We start from the raw sequence: 26039 nt of genomic DNA, 5'->3' as shown, positions 1-26039 counted from the left end.
TCAATATGGAAATAAGATATATAGAACCCGCAGTCTTGCACGACGAAATGCTGCGCCTGCGGAAAGAAGAGCAAATGGACTTTCTGGAATGTCTCAGCGGTATGGACTGGGGAATACCGGAAGAGGGCGATGCTCCCGATAAAGTTCGTGGACTCGGTGTCGTTTATCTGTTGGAATCAACAGCCACCGGTAAAAGAGCTTCAGTATGCACTGCCACCTTGAACCGTGAACATCCCGAACTGCCCTCTGTCAGCGATATATGGAAAGCGGCAGACTTCAACGAACGTGAAGTGTATGATTTCTATGGTATTGTATTCATCGGTCATCCCGATATGCGCCGTCTCTATCTTCGTAACGACTGGGTAGGATATCCGATGCGTAAAGACGATGATCCAGAAGTAGAAAATCCCTTGCGCATGGACAACGAGGAAACCATCGATACGACTACCGAACTTGAGTTGAATCCCGACGGAACCGTCAAGAACAAGGAACTGATGCTTTTCGGCGACGACGAGTATGTGGTCAATATCGGTCCTCAGCACCCTGCAACCCACGGTGTCATGCGCTTTCGCGTATCACTGGAGGGAGAAATCATCGAAAAGATAGACGCCAATTGTGGTTATATCCACCGCGGCATAGAAAAAATGTGCGAAAGCCTCACTTACCCGCAGACTCTTGCCCTGACCGACCGTCTGGACTATTTAGGTGCACACCAAAACCGCCATGCACTGTGCATGTGCATCGAAAAGGCTATGGGTATAGAAGTGAGCGAACGTGTACAATACATTCGTACCATTATGGACGAGTTGCAACGTATCGATTCCCACTTGCTGTTTTACTCTTGTCTTGCGATGGATCTTGGTGCACTGACAGCTTTCTTCTACGGTTTCCGTGACCGTGAAAAAATTCTCGACATCTTTGAAGAAACTTGTGGCGGACGTCTCATCATGAACTATAATACCATTGGCGGTGTACAGGCAGACCTTGCTCCCAACTTCCAGAAAAAAGTGAAAGAGTTCATCCCCTACCTACGTGGCATTCTTCACGAATACCACAATGTATTTACCGGCAATATCATTGCACAACAACGTCTGAAAGGCGTAGGTGTACTTTCAAAGGAAGACGCCATCGCTTTCGGGGCTACCGGCGGCACAGGACGTGCCAGCGGTTGGGCATGTGATGTACGCAAACGGATGCCATACGGAGTATATAACAAGGTGGACTTCCGCGAAGTAGTCCGCACCGAAGGCGACTCGTGGGGACGTTACCTCGTACGTATGGAGGAAATAGAAGAAAGCTTGAAAATCATTGAGCAACTGATAGACAATATCCCTGAAGGGTCCTATCAGGAGAAGATGAAACCGATTATCCGCGTACCGGAAGGTAGCTATTATGCTGCCGTAGAAGGTAGTCGTGGTGAGTTCGGTGTCTTCCTTGAGAGTCATGGCGACAAGACTCCCTACCGTTTGCACTTCCGCTCAACCGGATTGCCTTTGGTTTCGACCGTAGATACCATTTGCCGTGGAGCCAAGATTGCCGACCTTATCGCCATTGGTGGCACACTGGATTATGTAGTACCTGATATTGATAGATAATATGTTTGACTTTAGTATAGTAACCAACTGGATTCACCAGCTATTGACCTCCATCATGCCGGAAGGTCTGGCCGTATTCCTTGAATGCGTAGTGATAGGCGTATGCATCATCTTGATGTATGCCGTACTCGCCATTATTCTGATTTACATGGAGCGTAAAATATGCGCTTTTTTCCAATGTCGCCTTGGCCCGACGCGCGTCGGGAAATGGGGATTACTCCAAGTTCCTTGCGATGTTATCAAGATGTTGACCAAGGAAATCATCGACCTGAAATTCTCAGACCGTTTTCTCTACAATCTGGCGCCATTCATGGTGATAATCGCCTCATTCCTCACTTTCGCCTGCCTGCCCGTCAACAAAGGGCTCGAAGTATTGGATTTCAACGTAGGCGTATTCTTCCTGCTGGCTGCATCGAGTATCGGTGTGGTAGGTATCTTGCTGGCAGGTTGGAGTTCCAACAACAAATTTTCACTGATTGGCGCCATGCGAAGCGGTGCACAAATTATCAGTTATGAACTGTCCTGCGGATTAAGTATATTGACGATGGTTGTCCTGATGGGAACCATGCAGTTCTCCGAAATCGTAGCGGGACAAGCTGACGGCTGGTTCATTTTCAAAGGACACATCCCGGCATTAATAGCTTTCATTATCTACCTGATTGCAGGTAATGCGGAAACCAACCGTGGGCCTTTCGACTTACCCGAAGCGGAAAGTGAGTTAACTGCCGGATACCACACGGAATATTCCGGTATGGGTTTTGGTTTCTTCTATCTGGCAGAATATCTGAACTTATTTATCGTGGCAAGCGTAGCCGCCACCATTTTTCTGGGTGGTTGGATGCCATTCCATATTGTAGGACTTGACGGTTTCAACGCCGTAATGGACTATATACCTGGTTTCGTCTGGTTCTTTGGTAAAGCATTTTTCGTAGTATTCCTGCTAATGTGGATAAAGTGGACATTTCCCCGTCTGCGTATCGACCAGATTTTGAATTTAGAATGGAAATATCTCGTACCTATCTCAATGATAAATCTGATATTGATGGTATTAATCGTAGTCTTCGGACTTCATTTTTAACCGGCGCAGCACCTTTCCCCCTGCGAACAATTTCAAAAAAAGACTAAAGCAATGAAAGAAAAAGAACATAATTCATACATCGGCAGCCTTGTACATGGCATCTGTTCTCTACTTACAGGTATGAAAACTACCATGACCGTTTTTCTGCGCAAGAAAACAACCGAACAATATCCGGAAAACCGCAAGACACTGAAACTATCCGACCGTTTCCGTGGAACGTTGACGATGCCCCATAACGACAAGAACGAACATCACTGCATAGCCTGCGGATTGTGCCAGATGGCCTGCCCTAATGACACGATACGTGTCATTAGTGAAATGGTGGAAACCGAAGATGGCAAGAAAAAGAAAATACTGGCAAAGTATGAATACGACCTTGGCTCATGTATTTTCTGCCAGTTGTGCGTCAATGCCTGTCCCCACAATGCCATCACTTTCGACCAGAATTTTGAACACGCCGTGTTCGACCGTTCCAAACTGGTGTTGACGTTGAACCATCCAGGCAGTCATGTAATGAGTAAATAAGATTTCGGCTAAAACGAAATATAAAATAATAACATAATCATTATGGAAATAAATCTTGAAACAGTAGTATTCTACTTCCTCGCGGCTTTTATCACCATATTTTCAATCTTGACGGTGACTACCAGCCGTATGGTGCGCTCGGCTACGTATCTGCTGTTCGTACTCTTTGGTACAGCAGGCATCTACTTCCTGCTGGGTTATACGTTCCTCGGTTCCGTACAAATCATGGTCTATGCCGGAGGTATTGTTGTCCTCTACGTCTTCTCCATCCTATTGACCAGTGGCGAAGGTGACCGTGCAGGAAAGCTGAAACGTAGTAAATTCCTTGCCGGACTAGGAGCCACAGTGGGTGGAGCCATCATCGTATTGTTTATCACATTGAAGCATAAGTTCATCACTACCACAGATTTGGCACCGCTGGAAATCAATATCAAAACCATTGGACACCAAATGTTGAGTGGCGACAAGTATGGCTACCTGCTGCCTTTCGAGGCTGTAAGTATCCTTTTGTTGGCATGTATCGTGGGGGGACTGCTGATTGCTCGAAAACGTTAATCATCAATCACTAAACATTAATCACTGATTATGATACACATGGAATATTATCTGATAGTTTCGGCTATCATGTTCTTCGCCGGTATCTACGGGTTCTTCACCCGTCGCAACACGTTGGCGATATTGATTTCAATTGAGTTGATATTGAATGCTACGGATATCAACTTTGCGGTATTCAACCGTTTCCTGTTTCCGGATGGACTTGAAGGATATTTCTTCTCACTGTTTTCCATCGCTATTTCGGCGGCAGAAACAGCAGTGGCTATTGCCATTATGATTAATATTTATCGCAATATCCGTAGCATCCAGGTGAACAAGCTGGATGAGTTGAAATTTTAATTAATGGATAATTGACTTATTTATCAATTATCAGTTTTTCAATTATCAATCATCAATTAAACAAATGGAATATACAATTCTAATCCTTCTTCTTCCTTTCCTCTCCTTCCTTGCACTGGGGCTGGGAGGTAAATGGATGTCTCATCGTATAGCCGGAACCATCGGTACCGCAGTGTTGGGCGTGGTAGTATTGCTCTCTTATATCACTGCGTGGCTGTACTTCAGTGCACCGCGCCTGGCAGACGGTACGTATGAGACACTGGTCCCTTACAATATTACCTGGTTGCCTTTCACTTCGTCGCTCAGCATCGATATGGGCATTCTGCTCGACCCGATTTCAGTGATGATGCTGATTGTCATCAGTACCGTATCTTTCATGGTACACCTCTACTCTTTTGGATACATGAAAGGTGAACGAGGTTTCCAACGTTATTATGCTTTTCTCTCGTTGTTCACCATGTCCATGTTGGGGCTGGTAGTAGCGACCAACATCTTCCAAATGTATCTGTTCTGGGAACTGGTGGGCGTTTCATCTTATCTGCTGATCGGATTCTATTATACGAAACCGGCAGCCATTGCCGCTTCAAAGAAAGCATTCATTGTAACCCGTTTTGCCGACTTGGGCTTCCTGATAGGTATCCTCGTTTATGGCTATTATGCCGGAACCTATACTTTCCATCCCGCTGAAATGGCAATATTGAAAGGCGGTGCTGCCATGATTCCACTAGCGTTGGGATTGATGTTTATCGGTGGTGCCGGAAAGAGTGCTATGTTTCCGCTACACATCTGGTTACCAGATGCAATGGAAGGTCCTACTCCTGTCAGCGCACTGATTCATGCCGCTACCATGGTAGTAGCAGGTGTATATCTGGTTGCCCGTATGTTCCCACTGTTCATTGAATATGCTCCTTCGGTGTTACATCTGGTGGCATACGTAGGTGCGTTCACGGCATTCTATGCAGCAAGTGTGGCTTGTGTACAAAGTGACATCAAACGTGTACTGGCCTTCTCCACGATTTCCCAAATCGGTTTTATGATGGTGGCGCTGGGTGTTTGCACATCAATGAATCCGCACGAAGGGGGATTGGGCTATATGGCAAGTATGTTCCACCTCTTTACGCATGCCATGTTCAAGGCATTACTGTTCCTCGGCGCAGGCAGTATCATCCACGCAGTACACAGTAATGAAATGTCTGCCATGGGAGGACTTCGTAAGTATATGCCTATCACGCACATTACTTTCCTTATTGCATGTCTGGCCATCGCCGGTATCCCTCCGTTCTCAGGTTTCTTCTCCAAAGACGAAATCCTGACTGCCTGCTTCCAGTTCAGTCCGGCCATGGGCTGGATAATGACTGCAATTGCCGCTATGACAGCTTTCTATATGTTCCGCCTTTATTATGGCATATTCTGGTCCGGTTCACAACCCGGTATAGCGATGGGACAAGAGTCGGCAAACAATGAGAGCCACAGCCATACCCCTCATGAGTCTCCGTTGACAATGACTATCCCGTTGATGTTCCTAGCTCTAGTCACAGTAGTTGCCGGTTTCATTCCGTTCGGTGTTTTTTTTTTCAAGCAGAAGACGGCATACGAGATACATCTTGATTGGAAGGTAGCAGGTACAAGCATTGCCATAGCCGTAATCTCTATCGCGATTGCCACCTATATGTATGCAAGTAGTCATCATCCGCTTGCCAATGCGTTGGCGCGTCGTTTCCACGGCTTGTGGAAAGCCGCATACCATCGTTTCTATATCGATGAAGTTTATCAGTTCATCACCCACCGTATCATCTTCGGTTGCATCAGCCGCCCCATCGCCTGGTGGGATCGTCATGTGGTGGATGGTTTCTTCAACTTCCTCGCATGGAGCGCCAATGTTACCAGCGAAGAAATACGTGGTTTGCAAAGCGGACGGATACAACAATACACGTTTGTATTCCTGTTGGGTACACTTGCTTTGATATTGCTTCTGCTGCTATAAACCAGAGATTTTTCAATCGTAAATAGTAAATCGTAAAATCGTAAATATAGATATGAACTTTTTAAGTATTTTCGTACTCATCCCCTTGCTGATGCTTCTCGGTCTCTGGCTCAGCCGTAACATCGCACAGATACGTGCGGTGATGGTAGCCGGAGCTTCTGCCCTGCTTCTATCAGCTATCGGACTTACCATTATTTATCTGCAAACCCGTCATGGCGGTGCAACGGATGAAATGTTGTTCCGTGCAGAAACAGTTTGGTATCCGGCACTTAATATCCACTATTCCGTAGGTGTAGACGGTATATCGGTAGCCATGTTGCTACTCTCGGCTATCATCGTATTTACCGGCACATTTGCCTCTTGGCGGTTGCAACCGTTGACTAAAGAATACTTCCTTTGGTTCACACTGCTTTCCATGGGAGTATTCGGTTTCTTTATTTCCACCGATTTGTTCACGATGTTCATGTTCTACGAAGTAGCTCTCATCCCTATGTATCTGCTTATCGGCGTATGGGGTTCGGGACGTAAGGAATATTCCGCCATGAAGCTGACACTGATGTTGATGGGTGGTTCCGCCTTTCTGCTCATCGGTATACTGGGTATTTACTACGGCAGCGGCGGTACCACAATGAACCTGTTGGAAATAGCCAAACTTCACAATATCCCCATCGAGCAACAACGCATCTGGTTTCCGCTCACCTTCCTCGGTTTTGGTGTACTGGGCGCCTTATTTCCATTCCACACATGGAGCCCCGACGGTCATGCCTCCGCACCTACTGCGGTATCTATGCTCCATGCCGGTGTACTGATGAAGCTGGGAGGTTACGGATGTTTCCGCATCGCTATGTATCTGATGCCCGAAGCTACACAAGAATTAGGTTGGATATTTCTAATTCTTACAGGTATCTCCGTAGTTTATGGTGCATTCTCGGCTTGTGTACAGACGGACTTGAAATACATTAACGCCTACTCTTCAGTATCACACTGTGGACTGGTACTCTTCGCCATCCTGATGATGAACCAAACGGCCGCCACGGGTGCCGTACTGCAAATGCTCAGCCACGGATTGATGACCGCCTTGTTTTTTGCCCTTATCGGTATGATTTACGGCCGTACCCATACGCGTGATGTTCGCGAACTTAGTGGTCTGATGAAGATCATGCCTTTCCTGGCTGTCTGTTACGTTATCGCCGGTCTTGCCAACCTCGGTTTGCCGGGACTCAGCGGTTTCGTTGCCGAAATGACCATTTTCAACGGTGCCTTTCAACATCCCGATATATTCCACCGCACATGGACCATCATCGCTTGTACAAGTATCGTCATTACTGCTGTCTATATTCTCCGCCTTGTCGGTAAAATTCTTTACGGTACTTGTACCAATAAGCATCACTTGACTCTGACTGATGCCACATGGGATGAACGTACAGCCGTCATCATCCTTATCGCCTGTGTTGCCGGTCTCGGTCTTGCTCCATTATGGATCAGCCGGATGATTGGAGAAAGTGTATTGCCAGTAACCAATTTATTTCAATTGTAAATCGTCAAATCGTAAATAAAACAACATGGATTATTCCCAATTCCTATTGATGAAAGAAGAGTTATCGCTGATATTGGTCATCATCATACTCTTCGTAGCCGACCTCTTTATGAGTCCGGATGCGCACAAAAACAATGGTAAGCCGGTATTGAACACAATGCTCCCCGTTGCACTGCTCGCCATCCATACTCTTATTACCATCGTCCCCGGTCCGGTGGAAGATGCATTCGGCGGCATGTATCACAACACCCCGATACAAAGTATTGTAAAATCCATCCTCAGCGTAGGTACACTTATAGTTTTCCTGATGGCACACGAATGGATGCGCCGTCCCGATACCGCCATTAAACAAGGTGAGTTCTATGTGTTGACACTCTCTACACTATTGGGTATGTACTTCATGATTTCCGCCGGACACTTCCTGATGTTCTTCATCGGACTGGAAATGGCAAGTATCCCGATGGCAGCGCTCGTAGCCTTCGATAAATATCGCCATCACTCTGCCGAAGCAGGTGCTAAGTATATACTTACCGCGCTGTTTTCAAGCGGTCTGTTACTATATGGACTTTCATTGATTTACGGAACAGTAGGTACACTCTATTTTGCTGATATACCTGCCCATATCGATGGCAATCCCATGCAGATTATGGCATTCGTGTTTTTCTTCTCGGGAATGGGTTTCAAAATTTCTCTTGTTCCCTTCCACCTCTGGACGGCAGATGTTTACGAAGGAGCTCCCAGTACAGTTACAGCTTATTTAAGTGTAATCTCCAAAGGTTCCGCCGCTTTCGTGCTGATGACTATCTTGTTCAAAGTATTCGCCCCGATGGTAGATCAATGGCAAGAAGTGCTCTATTGGATAATCATTGCCTCCATCACACTTGCCAACCTCTTTGCACTGAGGCAAGAAAACCTGAAACGATTGATGGCATTCTCCAGTATCTCACAAGCCGGATACATCATGTTGGGTGTCATCAGTGGCACTTCGCAAGGTATGGCTTCGTTGGTTTACTACGTATTGATTTATCTGTTTGCCAATCTGGCAGTGTTCACCGTAATCACCATTGTTGCCCTGCGTGCGGATAAATTCACGTTGGAAGATTATAACGGACTGTACAACACCAACCCTAAGCTGGCATTCCTCATGACACTGGCACTGTTCTCACTGGCAGGCATCCCGCCGTTCGCAGGTTTCTTCTCAAAGTTCTTTATCTTTGCGGCTGCTTTCCACAGCGGTTTCCATCTATTGGTGTTCATTGCTTTAATCAATACAATATTATCACTTTATTACTATTTGAAGATAGTAAAAGCAATGTATATCAACAAAAGTGATGAACCGATTGCCACTTTCCGCAGTGACAACTACACCCGTGCCAGTCTCGCTATCTGTACACTGGGTATTGTAGTACTAAGCATTGCCAGTGTGGTATATCAATCCATCGACAAGTTCTCATTCGGGATGTAGTCAAACCATTTTTTATAGGGACAAGGCGGATAAATCATTTCCTGATTTTATCCGCCTTGTCCTTTTACGCCCCTCCTATGTTATAAATTATTGTCTTACAGTACAGAATAACAAGATAATTGCTTATCTTGCGCCATTAAACTAAAAACATTGTAAAACATGAAGTTATCCGAAGAAGAGATAGCAATATTACAAAAGTCTATTTCAATGGCTCGTTTAGGCTGGTGGGAAGCCGATTTCTATGAAGGAGTATATTACTGTTCCGATTTCCTGATAGATTTATTTAACCTGCAAGAAAACACTATCTCTTTTGAAGACTTCGGAAACCTTATATGCGAAGAATATAGAGATAGAATACGTGCCGAGTTCCGTACATTCAAAATGATGGATATCTATGAACAAGTTTTTCCAATGCAGACCAGGTACGGTGTCATGTGGGTCAGTACCAAAGTCGGAGAAAAAAGGGTAACAGAAGAAGGGCACCCCCTTGTTTTCGGTACTCTGCAATGCATTTCCCGCCAACGCATGAATGCCTCCGAACAAACAGTCAACCGACTGAATAACCTTCTTTATCAACTCAATGGCATCTCACGTTCTTTATTAAGCTTCCTCCATTCAGACAATACAACGGAGGTCATCAATAAAATCCTGAGTGATGTACTTCATTATTTCCACGGCGATCGTACTTATATCGTCGAATTCGATCAGACAAGCAGTATACAACATTGTACATACGAGATATTATCACCCGATCTGCCTGTGATATGGAAAGGGCAATCTAAAATCCTAAGAGATAATATCTGGTGGAACAAACAAATTCTTTCTGGTAATCCTATTATATTCTTTGATACCAATGAAATACCAGAAGAAGCTTACGAAGACAAACAAATTCTCACAAGAATCGGAGTAAAGTCGGTTATGGCAGTACCGGTAAATACCAAGAAAGGTATTCGGGGATATATCAGTATCGAAACTATCCGAGAATTCCGTGAATGGAACAATGAAGATTATTTGTGGTTCTCCTCTCTTGCCAATATCATCAGCATCTGTATGGAGCTACGAAAGGCCGAAGAAATAGCCAGTCTGGAAAAGAAATATTTCCATGATATCTATCAAAACATTCCGGTAGGCATCGAACTCTATAACCGTAATGGCATATTACTCGATATCAATGAAAAAGACCTGGAAATATTCGGATTGAAAAGTAAAGAAGATATAGTAGGAACCAATATGTACGACAATCCTATTATGTCTGAAGAGTGGAAAGATATGCTGAAGCAGGGAAAAGCAATGGACTATTCCCTCAAATACGATTTTAACCAAATCGGTGATTTTTACAAAACAACCCGTAAAGGGAGTATAGACCTGACAACTAAAGCTATTCCGATGTTTAATCATGCCGGTAAACTGGAGAATATCCTGGTTGCCAATATAGACAATACGGAAACAAACAATGCATACGTCAAGATACAGGAATTTGAAGAGAACTTTATGTTGATAGGCGATTATGCCAAAGTAGGTTATGCTCGCTTCAATGCAATGACAAGAGAAGGATATGCCATGAACAGTTGGTATCGGAATATAGGAGAAAAGGAAGGTACTCCGTTAACACAGATCATCAGAATACATTCCCATTTCCACCCCGAAGACCGGAAAATTATACAGGCTTTTTTCAACAAGGTACTAAACGGGGAAAGTACTCACCTGCAACACGACGTACGTATCTTACGCGAAGACGGGCATTATACCTGGACATGTATAAATGTCATGGTTAGAGACTTCCGGCCGGAAGATGGGTTGATTGATACGACTTGCGTAAACTATGATATCACGGAATTAAAGGAAACCGAATTCAAGTTGATAGAAGCCAAAGATAAAGCTGAAGAGTCAGATCGCCTAAAATCAGCCTTCCTCGCCAATATGAGTCATGAGATACGTACACCGTTGAACGCCATTGTCGGTTTCTCAAGCATGCTGGTAGAATCGGAAGACAAAACGGAAAGACAGGAGTACCAAAGTATCATTGAGGAAAACAATGATTTACTGTTGCAACTGATCTCCGACATTCTGGACTTGTCCAAAATAGAAGCCGGTACTTTTAACTTTGTAACTGGTGAGATTGACGTCAATCAGATGTGCCATGAAATTATCAACTCCCTGCAACTAAAAGTCTCCTCACAAGTAGAACTACGTTTTGAGGAGCATTTACCCCGATGTATCATCGTTGCAGACAAAAATCGCTTGACACAGGTCATTACCAATTTCATTAATAATGCCATCAAGTTTACTTCCGAGGGTAGCATTTCCCTCGGTTATCAGGAAGTAGACGACAATTATCTGAAATTCTATGTACGCGACACAGGTATTGGAATTCCTGCTGATAAAATCAATCAGATCTTCGATCGCTTCATCAAACTAAATACCTTTGTGCATGGTACAGGTTTAGGGTTGCCTATCAGCAAAAGCATCATAATGCAGATGAAAGGACAGATAGGAGTAGATTCTGTAGAAGGAAAAGGTTCGTGTTTCTGGTTTACCATTCCTAAGCAATAAGCTTACGTTATCGGTAGTATGAACCAAAAGCAAGACCCTTTGCCCGGTTCACTGTCTATACCAATCGTACCTCCCATTTGTTTAATGATACTCTTACTGATAGGCAACCCTAAACCTGTACCATGCACAAAAGAGTTCAATTTGACAAAACGTTCAAAAATCTCAGCCTGCTTCTCTTTTTCAATGCCAATACCCGTATCAGATACGTAAAAACGCAAATGGCTTTCGTCAATTTGATCGTAACCGATGCAGATGCTACCCTCGGAAGTAAACTTGATGGCATTATTCACAAAATTAGAAATAACCTGGTTCAGGCGGTTACGGTCACTTATAATCGTACACTCCGGTAAATGGCGTTCAAAGATCAGTTCCACTCCCGGCTTAATTTTCATCTTCATAACACGCACAATGTCCTCGCACAACAGGTTTACATCCAATTCCTTCTCTACAAAATCAAAAGTACCGGCTTCTATTTTGGACAAGTCCAGAATGTCGGAGATCAGTTGCAACAGTAAATCATTGTTTTCCTCTACTATCGCCATATACCGTTTCCTTTCTTCGATATCCTCTTCAGTCACCAATAGGCTTGAGAAACCGACAATGGCGTTCAACGGCGTACGTATCTCATGGCTCATATTGGCAAGAAAAGCACTCTTCAACCGGTCTGCCGTCTCAGCTCTTTCCTTGGCTTCCGTCAGTTTGGCGGCAGTTTCTTTTAATTCTGTAATATCATAGTTTACACCGATCAGTTCAATAATACCATTCTCCGGCTCAAAAAGATTAACTACGACATTGGTACGTACCCAGTTCCATTCATTTTTAGTACCCGGACGTAAAACACGCATTTCTCCTCTAAAGTCTTTTGCCTCACCGATACGGGCTTTCCGGAAAAAATCCAGCATCCTCCCCCTGTCATCCGGATGCATCATGGCATACACCCCGACTACATCCGCCAACGGAGTCTGTTCATCTTCTCCCATATTCTTATACCATTGTTTGATGGCATATCCTTTTCTATCCAATAAGTTCAATTTGGCGTACCCCACCTTGGCATAATCAGAAATAAGCAGAAAGAAATTTTCAAAGTCACAGATACGGCTCAGCGCATCCATACGTTCCGTGTTATCAATGTTAATCATTGCGTATCCGGTGAAATTACCTTTGCTATCGTATATCTTGCTGATCTTAGTATACAAGTTTATTACATTCCTTCTGGTGGATGAATAATATTCGTCAAGTCTATCAAAAGAATAATCCAGACGGAAATCGACCACATCCTCGGTACGTATCCGCTCTATCAGGTGGGAAGATAAATTAGGATTGGAGAACAGATCAATGCCTATAACCTCCGATTTATTCTCAAGTCCGAATATTTCCATATCCTTATTGTTGATATCCACCAAAATCCCGTTTCTATCATAGATTTCAACACCGGCAGGTATATTGGCAAATATATTCTTAAACAATTTCTCACTATGGTCCAATGCTTGATGAGCCTGTGCAGCTTCGGTAGTATCCAAAAATAATGCTACGACTTCATCTTTTTCAGGTGAATATATTACAACATGACAACTCTTCCCGGTACGTTCAAAACCCATGTCCTCTTCTTTATAAGAGCCGTTCGCCAATATATCCAACAGATAGTTCAGCATTTGAGTAGTATCTTTATAGAAATAAGAGGCTGCCTTTCCTACAAATTCCGACATAGGTCTGCCCAATACGTCCGCAAAGTGCTGATTGGCATCTGTTATGAAATAATCACAAGGTTTATCCTGCGCATCCTTCAATATGGACAAACGTATGTATCCCAAAGGCATGTAACGGAACAAATTACTGAGAAAACTGCGTTCACGGACAGCGTCATCCTTATTCTTACGTAATTCGATACAAATACTCACAATGTTCGCCAAAGAACTCAACCATTGAAAATCTTCATTGGACCACATCATTGTACGGTCTACCAAATCAACTCCCATATATCCCCACACATGGTCATTAGCTACCAAAGGAGTAACCATCAACGATTTTATATTTTGTCCCGACAACACTTCAAACTCATTCCGCGCAGTTGCAGGTATTTGCCGCAGGGTTTCCAGGATGATAGGCTTTTTTGAGAGAATTTGAGAAGTCCACCAAGGAAGTCCCTCAGTAGGAAGTTGGTGAAGCATTTCCTGTTCGGGCAACACACCCGGTGCCACAACTTCATAGATACAATCTTGATATTGATAATTCTCATCATATTCGAAGATATAAACCCGCCCTCCATGAAAGAAGTCAAGAATATCCTTCAATATCTCGTAAATGCTGGAACTGACATCCTCGTCTTCGAGAAAACGAAACAGTGAATGTGAAATAGAATTTTGCCTGTACAACAAATCATTGATTCTACGCATGACATCATTCTCTAATTCATTGTCGGGAGCTTTCACACGCTGCAATATACCAAAAGCTTTCAATGTTCCATCCGGCATGCATTCTTTCTTACCCATACGCGAATTTACCCATATCACTCCTTCCGCTGAATGAATAGGAAAAGTCTGTTCATAGACTTCCAGATATGTAATCGAAAGAAACTCACGGCTGATACGCATCCTATAATCTTCGCGTATCATCTGTCCAAAATCAAAAAAGCTCAGTGTCTCCCCTCTCAAACCAAGCAAATCACAAACGTATTCGGAACAAAGATATTCCCTTTTCGAAAAATCAGCCTCCCACCATCCTATTCGTCCGAGGTTTGAAAGGCAACGAAAACATTCACTGTCATCACGATAAGAATTAGTCATGTCTTTTAATTTGGTTTAACGTACAAAATTAAAGATAAAAGTATAATATGCAAGTTTTCAAACTCTTTTTTACTATTCTTTCCAATGAAGAGCAGGCGTAACAGGAGTGTAACGAATATGAAAATGAAACGTACAGTGTATGTATTACTTACGTAATAATATCACTTCATCTTTGCAACGAATAAAAAAAAGAATGAAACCCAAAGACGTATTAATCAAGAAGCGTATTAAAAAGATGAGTAAAAAACTGGATTTAGGTAAGATTTTTTTTCTGATTTTACTCCTGCCCCTGTCTGCAATGACTGCCATGGCAGGTACCATCAAAGGAACCATTACCGACAAACAAACTAAAGAACCACTGACCGGGGCCACCGTACAGATATCAGGCAGCACACTGGGTGTGATAGCCGACATTGACGGCAATTATACATTGGACGTAAAAAATGGTACTTACACCATAGAGATACGATACATAGGTTACAAAAACATTCAAGTCACCAATATAAAGGTAGGCAAAGAAACTCTTATCCTGAACTTTGAGTTGGAGAACGATGCACAGGCACTGGGAGAAGTATCGGTAATAGCCCAAAAGAACTTGGAAGGTGAACGTGCCTTGCAAATGGAACGACAGAAGGCGACGCTTGCCATCGAGAACCTGGGAGCCAAAGAGATGAGCATCAAGGGGATCAGCAATGTGGAAGAAGGAGTAAAAAAGATAACAGGCATCTCCATTGCCAGTGCCGGACAACTGATTGTTCGCGGACTAGGCGACCGATATAGTACCACCACCCTGAACGGGCTTCCCATCGCCTCACCCAACCCGGACAACAAACTTATTCCACTCGACCTTTTCCCCTCGAGTACCGTACAGAACATCACCGTGAGTAAAGTATATGATGCCGGTGCCTTTGCCGACTATTCCGGAGCGCACATCGACATCAGCACCAAAGAGAATGTACCCGACAACTTCTTCACTATCAGTCTGAATACCGGAGGTAAATTCAATACGACAGGCAAGGACTTCTACCGTATGGACCGCGACGGCTCACTTTTCAGAAATCCGTCGATGGACCGGGCAGCCCTGGATATGAGCAGAACGGAATTCAATGAATACGTAAAGACCAAAGACATATTCAATACCTCGTTTGCCGTAAACAAGAAAACCTCCCTACCCGAACTGGGTGGAAACATCGGCCTTGGCAGGAACTTCAACATCAACAACCAAACATTGAGTGTCATCGCCTCCATCAGTGCAGGCAACGGGCACCAGACCATGAACAATGCGTTCTACAAAACCCTGGAAGCCAACGGAAACGCATTGGACAACTTCAGCTACAACGGTTATACAGACGAACTAAAGCTGGCAGCGTTAGGTTATCTGGGCTACACACTGCGTAAGCACGACCGTATCGGTTATACCTTCTTCTATGCCCGCAATGCCAGCGACACCTATCAAAGCCGTGAGGGTAACGATGCCGAAGGCTACGAGTTGACCGGCAGTAACAACATCACCCACATCTATACTTTGCAAAACCACCAGTTGAACGGTTTACATAACTTTGGTGAACACGGGCAATGGGAACTGACTTGGGGAGGGTCTTACGGCAAAACCGGCAGTGAAGAACCCGATCGCCGCCAAGTGATGTATATCAGGAACAGTCAAGGTTCCCTCAGCTTATTCACACTGAACCAACAGGAAACCGCACGCTATTTCGGCGAGTTGAATGAAAAAGAATGGAATGCCAATCTCGGCCTGACATGGAAATGGAACGAACAGAACTCCGTAAAAGTAGGTTTCAACTATAAAGATAAGAACCGCGACTACGCAGGTACGCGCTTTTACTACGACGTAAGGAAACTGAAACCGGCCATTACGGATATTTATGATACGGACAGCTTCCTTAATCAGGAAAACATCGCCAACGGAAACATCAGTGTAGGACGCTACATGTATCCCTACGAGAGTTACAAAGCAGGTAATGATATTTACGCCGGATACCTGTCGACCGACTTCTACCCGATAGCAACCATGCTGGTAAACCTCGGAGTAAGGTACGAAATAAGTAAACAATGGGTAAAATATGCCACAGACGGAGGAGAGAAGTACTCCAAACGCCGTAACCTGGACAAGAACGATATCTTCCCCACCCTAAATCTGCGGTATGCCGTGAACGAAGGAAACAACATCCGTTTCTCCGTTTCACGTACCGTCACCCGTCCCTCATTCATCGAAATGGCACCGTTCCTCTATCAGGAATCCTACGGTTCGGCACAAATACGAGGTAATGCAGAGCTACAGAACGGATATAATCTCAACTTTGATTTGCGTTACGAACTCTTCAAGAAAAATGGTGACATGCTTTCCCTTACCGGTTATTTCAAATACTTGGACAAGCCGATAGAGCGCACCCAGATGCTTAACGGCGGCAGTACGATACACTCTTTCCACAATGCAGACAACGGTATGGCAGGTGGCGTAGAAGTGGAGTTCCGCAAACAGCTGGTACGAGACCTGCGGTTGGGTGCCAATGTCAGCTACATGTATACCAACGTAAAGTTACCCGAAAGTGGGGCCTATACCAACAAGGAACGTTCGCTGCAAGGCGCATCACCTATCCTGGTGAATGCCGACCTCACCTACTCTCCCCGCTTCGGCGAAGACCGGCTGCTGAATCTCGCTTTGTTATACAATCTTCAAGGCAGCCGCATCCATTCGGTAGGCATATCCGGCCTGGGCGACGTGAAACAACAAGCCGTGCACACGCTGAACTTTAATGCCGGTTACAACTTCAACAAACGTTTCAGCATCAGGGCACAGGTAAACGATCTGCTGAACCGCGATATCGTCTTCAAACAAGATGTACCGAAAACAGGGCAGAATATCGAAGTGGAACGCTACAAAAAAGGAACAAACTTTGAGATAGGGGTAAGTTATAATTTCTGAGATCTCTCCCCTGCTCTAATAAAAAAGTATAATCAATTATTACAAACCATTATTAACTAAACGAATTGAATTATGAAATCTTTAAATTTGAAATTGTATTCTTGGGCACTGGTAGCCGGAATGTTCTTCTTCACCGCATGTAGTGATAACGAAGATGATGGAAATCCTGACGGTAATGCAATCGAGAACGGTGCCACCCTGAAAGGTTCCACCACCTCGGACGTCACCCTGAAAGCCGGCAACTCCTACAAATTGAGCGGCGAGTATATCGTAGAGAACGGTGCGACGCTGAACATCGAAGAAGGTGTAACCATCACCGCCATCGGTGACGATGATATCGTAGACTATATCCTCATCAAACAAGGAGGCAAAATCAATGCGGTAGGTACGGCAGACAAGCCCATAGTGATGACCAGCGACCTAAAAGCTCCCGGCGCATGGGGCGGTATCCACATTTGCGGCAAAGCGCAAACCAACGTAGGTTCGGGAGTATCCGAAATCGGCGATGCGGTCTATGGTGGCGATAATGATACCGACAATTCAGGCATATTGAGATATGTACGTGTAGAATACAGCGGTTACGCTTTCAATCCCGAGAAAGAAGCCAACGGCATCACATTCTACGGGGTAGGTAGCGGCACCACTGTTGACCATTGTGAAGCCTACAAAGGTTCCGATGATGGTTTCGAGTTCTTCGGCGGCACTGTCAATATCAGCAACATGGTAGTAGTGAGCTGTAGTGACGACTCATACGACTGGACCGAAGGTTGGAGAGGTACGGGCACAAACCTCGTAGCCTATCAGGAACCGGAAGCCACATTAGGATACGACTGTGACTGCCTCATCGAAGCCGACAACTATGAGAACGACTTCACCGCCACTCCCATCGCGCACCCGACACTGAAAAACCTGATCCTTGTAGGCAACGGATCCACCGAAAACAAACGGGGTATCCGTCTACGCCGCGGTACTCAAGTCAACATTGACGGCGCCAAAGTCTGCGGCAAGAATAACGCCGTAACCCTGGAAAGCGACGAAACAGAAAATGCCTTGAAGAACGGGATTTCCAAACTAATAAACATGACGGTAGACTCCGAACTGAAAAGTGAAAAGAACATCTATACGAACGATGCTTTCGTTGCTGCCGGAAACACGATCGACACTTCACTGAAATATACTTCATTCAGTGACATCAAGGCTGAGTGCAACTGGATGGCGGGTAACTGGGTGAAATAAAATAGAAAGATATCCAAATTCTTCCTATCCAGGTCTTATTAAGGTAAAAAACAGCCTGCACAACTCCGGTCAATGTGCAGGTCGTTTTTTTATAGAAGCGATTAAACTCCCTTATCTTTCTTCTTCAGTTCCTTTTTCAAATCCTGCACCTGGAAACTGAACAAATCCAAATGTCGGTAAATACGCTGCATAAAGCCGCTTGCCGCCTTGAAGCAAATACGCGAAACACGTACCTTGTCTGCCGTACAGTCTTCTATCCGTTCTACAGGTTCGCTGGTAATGGCGGGAAAGAAGTTACCCAAACCCTTGATATTCACAGTACGGCCACTTGCCAGAAAATCGGCAATGATGTCTGGAAGCTGTATCAATACGGACTGTGCATCACCCGTTTGCAATGAACTCATCTCCGCAAGCCTTGCCGCAATTTCATCGTTGCTCACCGGTTCGGGTTGTAACACTTTCGATGCGGCATAGTAACGCACCACTTCTTTATCTCCACTCTTGTCCACTTTCTTGCGGACTACATAATTCATTGACATACAGATTTAAATCTTTAAGTTTATAAGATATTCTTACCCAACATTTGTGATATCAACATCGAATATCTGCGATATTACGACTGAATGCTTTCGACATTACGCCCGAGTACCTTAGACATTACGACTAAAAGCCTAAAACACCCGGATGTTGTACCCCAAAACATGGGGATGTTTTCACATAAAACACCCGGATGTTTTATCGTATAACATGGGGATGTTTTGGAAGAAAAGTTCCGGTAGTTATTATCTTTCGATATAGGGCTTAAAGATACTAAGTATAGATGAGAAAAGCAACAGATATATAAGCAGTTCCTTCAACTAAACACATCAAGAGAATGCCCTCTGAAAGTCTCTTCCTGACGGTGATTGGAATACCTGCAAATCAAATTCGGGAATGATGGCAAGTACATGGTCGAAGACATCGGCTTGTACACCTTCGTATGGCACCCAATCTTTGAGAGAACAGAAGAAGTAAAGCTCCATAGGGATACCGTGGTCGGTGGGTTGTAGTTGGCGTACCATGCAAGTAAGCTCCTGATTGACATCGGGGAGACTTTTCAGATAAGCGGTCAGATAGGCACGGAAGACACCCAAGTTGGTTTGGCGGCGACCGTTGACGAGGATAGAATTATCAATATGGTTCTTTTCATTATAGTCTGCAATAACTTGCTCAGTATGTTCTACGTAATCTTTCAAAAGACGGATTTTACGATACTTCGCCAACATCTCCGGAGTACAGAACTTGACACTCGTCATATCGATGTTGATGGAACGCTTTACACGCCGTCCTCCACTCTCACGCATACCGCGCCAGTTCTGGAAGGAGTCGCTCACAAGCAGATAAGGGGGAATAGTAACAATGGTGTTATCCCAATTACGCACTTTCACAGTGTTCAGGGTGACTTCTATTACCGTACCGTCCGCACCATACTTGGGCATTGCAATCCAGTCGCCTACTTTCAGCATATCGTTGGCGGAGAGCTGTACACCGGAAACAAAGCCCATGATGCTATCTTTAAATACCAACATCAGGATGGCTGCCGACGCACCCAAACCGGCAAGCAGTGAGACAGGCGATTTATTGATGAGGATACTCACGATGACGATAGCTCCTACAAACCATAGGATGACCTGAACAGTTTGGAGCATTCCCTTCAAAGGGCGGTCACGAAGCTGTTCCTTGGCACTATATACCGTATAAACGGCTTTCAGGAAAGAGTTTATGAAACTCAGGAAAGTTATGATAATATAAATGAGACAGATACGCTGGATAAAAGCCAGAGTAGCCGAACCCGCCTCCGCAAATGCTACGGGGACAAAGATATAAATGATAACGGGAGCTACCATGCGGCTGAGGTGTACCATCACTTTATGGTCGAATACGATATCGTCCCATGTAGCTTTAGTCTTCCGCACCAGATGCGCCACTATTTTCAATAAGATATGACGGCATACGGCATCTGCCAGAAACGCAATGACAAGTACCAGCGCAAATGCGATGAATTGGTCGAGGCTATCAGCCAAGGAAGGAGATATTCCCCAAGATATCAAAAGATTATCAATGCTCTGCAATATTTCCATAATTTTACCCTTCGTCTTCCCTAAAGGGGAAGAAAAAATAATTTCATTAAGTTGATATTCATCATTAATGTACTTATAGAAAATCTATTTAGTTGCACACTCAACTATCAATCCGTTTATGGAGTAATCCTCTTCTCCTACTCAGGGTACAGGAGGCAACTCTAAAAACTCACGTATATCTTCTTTCAACCACTGATATAGGTAAAGGTTCTTATAGCCGCTGTTTTTTTTCAGCATCACGGCTACATTGACCTGGCTGTTTTCATAACCGGTCAGCTCGTTACGGAACTGCTCATTGTGTTCTGCCAGACGCTTGATTTCTTGTTCACGTTCACGGCGCAGTACGGTACAGACGGGAATTAAAATCTTCAGCACTACACAGTCCATGATGTGATGCCCCTGCATATAGAGATAAGTGGTATCTGGAGTCAGACCAAGACGTTCCAGTTCTTGCCCCATTTTCTTTATCGGATCGATATATCTCGGAAAACGGGCACGCATCTCGGATAATTTTGCCGATACTGTACGCTGCATCCGGTCCAAGGCACTGTAGGGATGCCGGATATTTATCTCTTGCAAACGGACATAGCTGTTGAAGTCGTACATGGGAAACGTGTGGGTATCGTGCAGGCGATAGAACCATACATTCCAAAGGAACAACGGATAGGCTATTTGGGAATAGCGTTTCAGGAAAGCGGGAAAGTCCAAAACAAAACGATCGTTCAGCGTAGCCTGCACACAAACCTCACGCAAACTTTCGGCAAAACAGTGAAAGTTTTCAATAGCATAACCGTAAGTCTGAAAGATATAAGGATTGCGGTTTATCTTGCGTGACATGTTAGTGGCACCTTGCAACAGAAAATCATAGTCACTGTCTACACAAGCGATCAAACTACGTCCCAGTTCGGCTGTATTCAGGGTATTCATCAGTACCATCTTCTTACCTTTGGCAAGGGAGGTGGCGGAAGGAAGCATTACCTGAAAATAGCGTTCTTCGTTTTCGAACTCGGATAGCAAGGTACGCCAGAAAGCAATGTCGTCATAACTCTCCACATACGCAACAATACGTCGGCGGGCTCTTTTGGGCGAAAGTTTGCGGGCGGCATCGAGGTAAGTGGAAGTAAGGTTGTGTCTTAAAGAAGTAGCCATCGTTCTATCGTTCTATCTCTGTTGAAATTTCTTCAACTTCCGTCACCGCATCCAGCCAACCTTCCATGATGACGGCAGGTGAGTGAGTGGTGAGGATAAGTTGCACATTGGGGTTCAGTTCGCGTATCATGCCGATAAGTTTCTGTTGCCACTCGATGTGAAGGGATGCCTCAGGCTCGTCCATGAAAAGTACACAATGGTCACCGTCACGTACCAGCACGGTTAGCAGAATTACCAACATCTGCTTTTCACCGGAAGAGAGCTTATAAGGTAAAAGACGTTCTCCATCCTGATAAAAAACGATATCGTTGCTCTTCCGGTCTATCTTCTTGCGAGTATAGCTGAACAGTTCATCAATCAGGTCCTGAAATTTCCGTTTTGGGGCGGACAATGAAGGTGCCAGAGAACGCTGTTTTTCATCACCGCTGAGAAGTTCTATCATCTTGTTGCCAATGTTTACCTGATAGTCGAGATAACGACGCTGAAGCAGGTAGAGTTGCCAGTCCAATTCCGACTTCACATTGGGATCCGCCATATGGGCGGTAAAATCACCCATGATGAGAGGACGGTCATAACTACGGATCACGTCGTAAGGTATAAAAGTCGCTTCAGGATTATCGAAGAAAACACGAACACCGTTTTTTTCATCATTCTTCATTTCACCGGAAGTCTGTTCCAAATAGTTGACCGAACTGTTCAGGATAGTGGTTTTCCCCACTCCGTTGATACCGGAGAGTATGTTGACGTCCGGGCGGAGCTCCCAGGCGATGTTGTACCGATGCCACAGTCCGTGTATTTCGATACGTTTGATATAATTGGCTTGTACTTCCATGATTTCTTGCTTTAAATCAAGACAAATATAAAGAAAGGAATTGAGAAATTAGTTAACTTTGCGACGTTTTTCGCATTGGCACGATTAGCGCATCGTCATATTAGTAGATTATTGCATTATGAACAAGAATATACAAGGACACCTATTTGCCTTAACGGCTAATATATTATGGGGGTTGATGTCACCTATCGGTAAATCGGCATTGACAGAGTTCTCCGCATTGTCAGTCACCACTTTCCGTATGGTAGGTGCAGCCGCCTGTTTCTGGCTACTTTCGCTGTTTTGCAAACGAGAACAGGTAGATCACCGGGACATGTTGAAGATATTCTTCGCTTCTCTGTTCGCATTGGTTTTCAATCAAGGCGTTTTTATCTTCGGATTGTCCATGACTTCTCCTATCGATGCCTCTATCGTGACCACCACACTACCTATCGTCACTATGATAGTAGCTGCTATTTATCTAAAAGAGCCTGTTACCAATAAAAAAGTGTCAGGTATTTTTGTGGGAGCTATGGGAGCATTAATACTCATCATTAGCAGTCAGGGTGCCAATAGCAGTGATGGTAATATATTGGGTGACTTACTCTGCCTGATAGCACAAATCAGTTTCTCCATTTACCTGACTGTATTCAAAGGGTTATCGCAGAAATATTCCCCTATCACCCTGAATAAATGGATGTTTGTCTACGCTTCCATGTGCTATATTCCTTTTTCTTATCATGATATGACAGCTATCCAATGGAGTGGTATCTCTACAGCTGCACTGTTGCAAGTGGGCTATGTGGTAGTAGGTGGCAGTTTCCTGGCTTATATCTGTATCATGTCTGCGCAAAGGATGCTCCGCCCCACAGTGGTAAGCATGTACAACTATATGCAACCGATCGTAGCCTCAACAGTGGCAATTATGATAGGACTGGGAACGTTCAATCTTGAAAAAGGAATAGCAATCGCACTGGTGTTCCTTGGAGTATATATTGTAACACAGAGTAAGTCACGAAAAGACTTTGAAAAAGAGGGGAAAGAAGTGTGACTATCCCCTCAACTCCTCAAAATACGTATCCAGCAAGTTCTTGGCGGCAACAAAAGAGGTTAGATTGCCCTGCAATACCTGCTTTTCCTTATCACTCAACATCGTCTCAATCTTCCGGTTATGATAGAAACTATCACGAAGCTGTTCGTTGATAGTCTCGTACATCCAGTATTTGCTTTGTTCATTCCGGCGATGCTCAAAATATCCATTGCCTTTCACGAAATCAATATACTGATATACCATATCCCAAACTTCTTTTACTCCGAGATTGAAGAAACCCGAATAGGTCAAGACTTGGGGAGTCCACCCACTCTCGGGAGCCGGAAAGAGATGGAGTGCATTGCGGAACTGGGTAGCCGCCAACTTGGCACGCTCCAAATTATCGCCATCGGCTTTATTGATAACAATGCCATCTGCCATCTCCATAATACCGCGCTTGATACCTTGGAGTTCGTCACCCGTACCTGCCAACTGGATAAGCAGGAAAAAATCCACCATTGAATGTACGGCAGTTTCACTCTGCCCCACACCAACCGTTTCTACAAATATCTTATCAAAACCGGCTGCTTCACAAAGCACAATCGTTTCACGCGTCTTACGAGCCACACCACCCAACGAACCTGCCGACGGGCTGGGACGAATAAATGATTTGGGATGTACGGAGAGTTTCTCCATACGGGTTTTATCGCCAAGGATACTTCCTTTGCTGCGCTCGCTACTGGGGTCGATGGCAAGAACCGCCAGTTTACCGTTATATTTCTCCAACACATGCAGACCAAAAACATCGATAGAAGTACTTTTACCCGCTCCCGGTACACCACTGATACCCACACGGATAGAGTTACCCGAATAAGGCAGACATTTTTCTATCACCTCCTGCGCTACCGCCTGATGTTCCGGTTTCACACTCTCCACCAACGTCACTGCCTGGCTCAATATGGTTACATCACCTTTCACAATACCGTCTACGTATTCTGCTACGGAAAGCTGACGCCGCGCCTTCCGCTTCAGATAAGGATTGACCGATGACGGTTGTTCAATGCCCGCATTGACAACCAAGCCTTTGTATGCTTCGTTATTTTCAGGATGTTCCATGTTTTTTTAATGTGCTAATATGATTAATATGCTAATGTGATTAATATGACAATATACTAATTGATTAATGCGCTAACAGACCTTTCTGATAATTCCGATTATCTACATTAGCATATTAGCACATTAACCACATTATCTCTTTATATTAATCTCGACTTTCGGTTGCATCGGATCGTTCGTTATCATCAACAAGCGCAAATGACGACGTTTTTTGCCAATATTCTTTTTCACCACATTCACACGAAGACGAGTACTTTCACCCGGTTGTAGCAGGCTCTTCTTCAAACTGACGCCCACGGCAGGATGGAACACCTGCAATTTTCTGATTTGCAATGGAGAGCGACCGGTATTAGTGAGAATAATATCCTGACGGGCCTTCGATTTCTTCGCTAAAACAGCACTCATATCAACATCTTTCGTGGACAACTGTATAGAAGGAGCATTCGTTTTTTCCGTAACCGTCATACCAGAGAAGTCAGGCAAGAGAATGGCAGACACAGGAATTTCATTTTCATCGCCTACTTTATCTCCGGCAAAGCGCGCCAAATAGACAGAAGTTTGCGTCAGACCGAGGTCAGTAAGTTTCTCAGAATCCAATGTAAGGGTAATAACACCTTTCTCACCTTTTTGCAAAACGTTGGGTTTTACTTCCATTTGCAGGTAAGGCGGCAAGTGCATAAGCACTGGTTCGTAAGGACGATCTGAAAGGTTCACCACCCCGATGTGGATAACCGGCTTGTCACCAGGCTGCACATCCGGAAAATCAAGGTTGTTCTTGTCAATACGAATTTGTCCGATGAGATACGGATGAGTCTTAGTATAATCCTTAATTTCTTGCACTACTTCTCCGGAAAACTTCAAATAAACCAAATGAGGTTCTGCATTGCTATAAATAGCCACAGATTTATGAAAATGTCCCAATGCTTCCGCATCAAAGGTCACATTGACCATTCCTTTTTCTCCAGGCGCTATAGGCGTTTTTGTCCATTGGGCAACGGAACAAGCACAATCCGGCTCTACCTCCGTGAGCACCAAAGGTTGATCACCCGTATTGGTGATGGTATATTGCACCGAGACCGGGTGCTTCCATTCAATCTGGCCGAAATTATGCATTTCGGTATTAGAGGTAAAACGTGGCTGTGCTGCGGCTGTCAAAGCCACAGCAGCCAACGTATATAGAGTAGTAAAGATACGTTTCATTTATTCTGTTTCTAAATTA

The 26039-nt window shown here is 44.4% G+C and carries 19 protein-coding genes; 12 read left to right on the top strand and 7 right to left on the bottom strand.

Annotation, left to right across the window (positions count from 1 at the left end; translation table 11 throughout):
- Positions 1-5 precede the first annotated feature (5 nt).
- The 9 genes from C1A09_RS11910 to C1A09_RS11870 all read left to right on the top strand — a co-directional run bounded on the left by C1A09_RS11910 (position 6) and on the right by C1A09_RS11870 (position 11631).
- Positions 6-1595: an NADH-quinone oxidoreductase subunit D gene (locus C1A09_RS11910; protein ID WP_101544480.1), complete on the top strand. Its 1590-nt coding sequence runs from the start codon at positions 6-8 to the stop codon at positions 1593-1595.
- A 1-nt stretch (position 1596) separates the two neighbouring features.
- Positions 1597-2673, top strand: coding sequence for an NADH-quinone oxidoreductase subunit NuoH (gene nuoH / locus C1A09_RS11905; protein WP_101544478.1), 1077 nt, complete (start codon positions 1597-1599; stop codon positions 2671-2673).
- 51 nt (positions 2674-2724) lie between these two features.
- Positions 2725-3198, top strand: a complete 474-nt coding sequence (locus C1A09_RS11900; RefSeq protein WP_101544475.1) for a 4Fe-4S dicluster domain-containing protein — start codon at positions 2725-2727, stop codon at positions 3196-3198.
- A 42-nt stretch (positions 3199-3240) separates the two neighbouring features.
- A complete protein-coding gene (locus C1A09_RS11895) occupies positions 3241-3753 on the top strand; it encodes an NADH-quinone oxidoreductase subunit J family protein (protein WP_101544472.1) in 513 nt (170 codons plus the stop codon).
- A 30-nt stretch (positions 3754-3783) separates the two neighbouring features.
- A complete protein-coding gene (gene nuoK, locus C1A09_RS11890; RefSeq protein ID WP_101544470.1) occupies positions 3784-4092 on the top strand; it encodes an NADH-quinone oxidoreductase subunit NuoK in 309 nt (102 codons plus the stop codon).
- 64 nt (positions 4093-4156) lie between these two features.
- A complete protein-coding gene (gene nuoL / locus C1A09_RS16800) occupies positions 4157-6076 on the top strand; it encodes an NADH-quinone oxidoreductase subunit L (protein ID WP_101544468.1) in 1920 nt (639 codons plus the stop codon).
- Between the two features lie 52 nt (positions 6077-6128).
- Positions 6129-7613 carry a complex I subunit 4 family protein gene (locus C1A09_RS11880; protein ID WP_101544466.1) on the top strand — a complete coding sequence of 495 codons (1485 nt, stop codon included), beginning with the start codon at positions 6129-6131 and terminating at the stop codon, positions 7611-7613.
- 25 nt (positions 7614-7638) lie between these two features.
- Positions 7639-9078, top strand: coding sequence for an NADH-quinone oxidoreductase subunit N (locus tag C1A09_RS11875; RefSeq protein WP_101544464.1), 1440 nt, complete (start codon positions 7639-7641; stop codon positions 9076-9078).
- A gap of 159 nt (positions 9079-9237) precedes the next feature.
- On the top strand, positions 9238-11631 hold the full coding sequence (locus tag C1A09_RS11870; RefSeq protein WP_101544462.1) for a sensor histidine kinase: 2394 nt from the start codon (positions 9238-9240) through the stop codon (positions 11629-11631).
- Between the two features lie 2 nt (positions 11632-11633).
- Here C1A09_RS11870 and C1A09_RS11865 read toward each other — a convergent pair whose 3' ends face one another.
- Positions 11634-14414, bottom strand: coding sequence for a sensor histidine kinase (locus tag C1A09_RS11865; protein WP_101544460.1), 2781 nt, complete (start codon positions 14412-14414; stop codon positions 11634-11636).
- A 235-nt stretch (positions 14415-14649) separates the two neighbouring features.
- On the opposite strand from C1A09_RS11865, the gene C1A09_RS11860 reads away from it, so the two are divergent.
- Together C1A09_RS11860 and C1A09_RS11855 are read left to right on the top strand one after the other, a co-directional pair.
- Entirely contained in the window at positions 14650-17358 is a 2709-nt protein-coding gene (locus tag C1A09_RS11860; protein WP_101544796.1) for a TonB-dependent receptor, read from the top strand.
- 72 nt (positions 17359-17430) lie between these two features.
- Complete coding sequence (locus C1A09_RS11855) at positions 17431-18594, top strand: beta-helix domain-containing protein (protein WP_101544458.1); 1164 nt, start codon at positions 17431-17433, stop codon at positions 18592-18594.
- Between the two features lie 101 nt (positions 18595-18695).
- Here C1A09_RS11855 and C1A09_RS11850 read toward each other — a convergent pair whose 3' ends face one another.
- The 4 genes from C1A09_RS11850 to C1A09_RS11830 all read right to left on the bottom strand — a co-directional run bounded on the left by C1A09_RS11850 (position 18696) and on the right by C1A09_RS11830 (position 22695).
- Positions 18696-19133 carry an HU family DNA-binding protein gene (locus C1A09_RS11850; protein WP_101544456.1) on the bottom strand — a complete coding sequence of 146 codons (438 nt, stop codon included), beginning with the start codon at positions 19131-19133 and terminating at the stop codon, positions 18696-18698.
- Between the two features lie 327 nt (positions 19134-19460).
- Positions 19461-20714: a mechanosensitive ion channel family protein gene (locus C1A09_RS11840; RefSeq protein WP_101544452.1), complete on the bottom strand. Its 1254-nt coding sequence runs from the start codon at positions 20712-20714 to the stop codon at positions 19461-19463.
- A 141-nt stretch (positions 20715-20855) separates the two neighbouring features.
- Complete coding sequence (locus C1A09_RS11835; RefSeq protein ID WP_101544450.1) at positions 20856-21863, bottom strand: DUF4435 domain-containing protein; 1008 nt, start codon at positions 21861-21863, stop codon at positions 20856-20858.
- Positions 21864-21867: 4 nt separating this feature from the next.
- Complete coding sequence (locus C1A09_RS11830; protein WP_101544447.1) at positions 21868-22695, bottom strand: AAA family ATPase; 828 nt, start codon at positions 22693-22695, stop codon at positions 21868-21870.
- 118 nt (positions 22696-22813) lie between these two features.
- Here C1A09_RS11830 and C1A09_RS11825 point away from each other — a divergent pair, with 118 nt between their 5' ends.
- Positions 22814-23725 carry a DMT family transporter gene (locus C1A09_RS11825; RefSeq protein ID WP_101544445.1) on the top strand — a complete coding sequence of 304 codons (912 nt, stop codon included), beginning with the start codon at positions 22814-22816 and terminating at the stop codon, positions 23723-23725.
- On the opposite strand, the gene meaB is transcribed toward C1A09_RS11825, so the two are convergent.
- Both meaB and C1A09_RS11815 read right to left on the bottom strand, forming a co-directional pair.
- Complete coding sequence (gene meaB / locus C1A09_RS11820; protein ID WP_101544443.1) at positions 23726-24820, bottom strand: methylmalonyl Co-A mutase-associated GTPase MeaB; 1095 nt, start codon at positions 24818-24820, stop codon at positions 23726-23728.
- A gap of 132 nt (positions 24821-24952) precedes the next feature.
- Positions 24953-26020 (bottom strand): DUF1573 domain-containing protein, encoded by a 1068-nt coding sequence (locus C1A09_RS11815; protein ID WP_101544440.1) that lies wholly within the window; start codon positions 26018-26020, stop codon positions 24953-24955.
- Between the last annotated feature and the right edge of the window lie 19 nt (positions 26021-26039).

The organism is Bacteroides cutis, from assembly GCF_900241005.1.
Taxonomy (GTDB): domain Bacteria; phylum Bacteroidota; class Bacteroidia; order Bacteroidales; family Bacteroidaceae; genus Bacteroides; species Bacteroides cutis.
The sequence above is the reverse complement of the archived record's forward strand: the minus strand, read 5'-3'. Positions and strand labels throughout refer to the sequence as shown.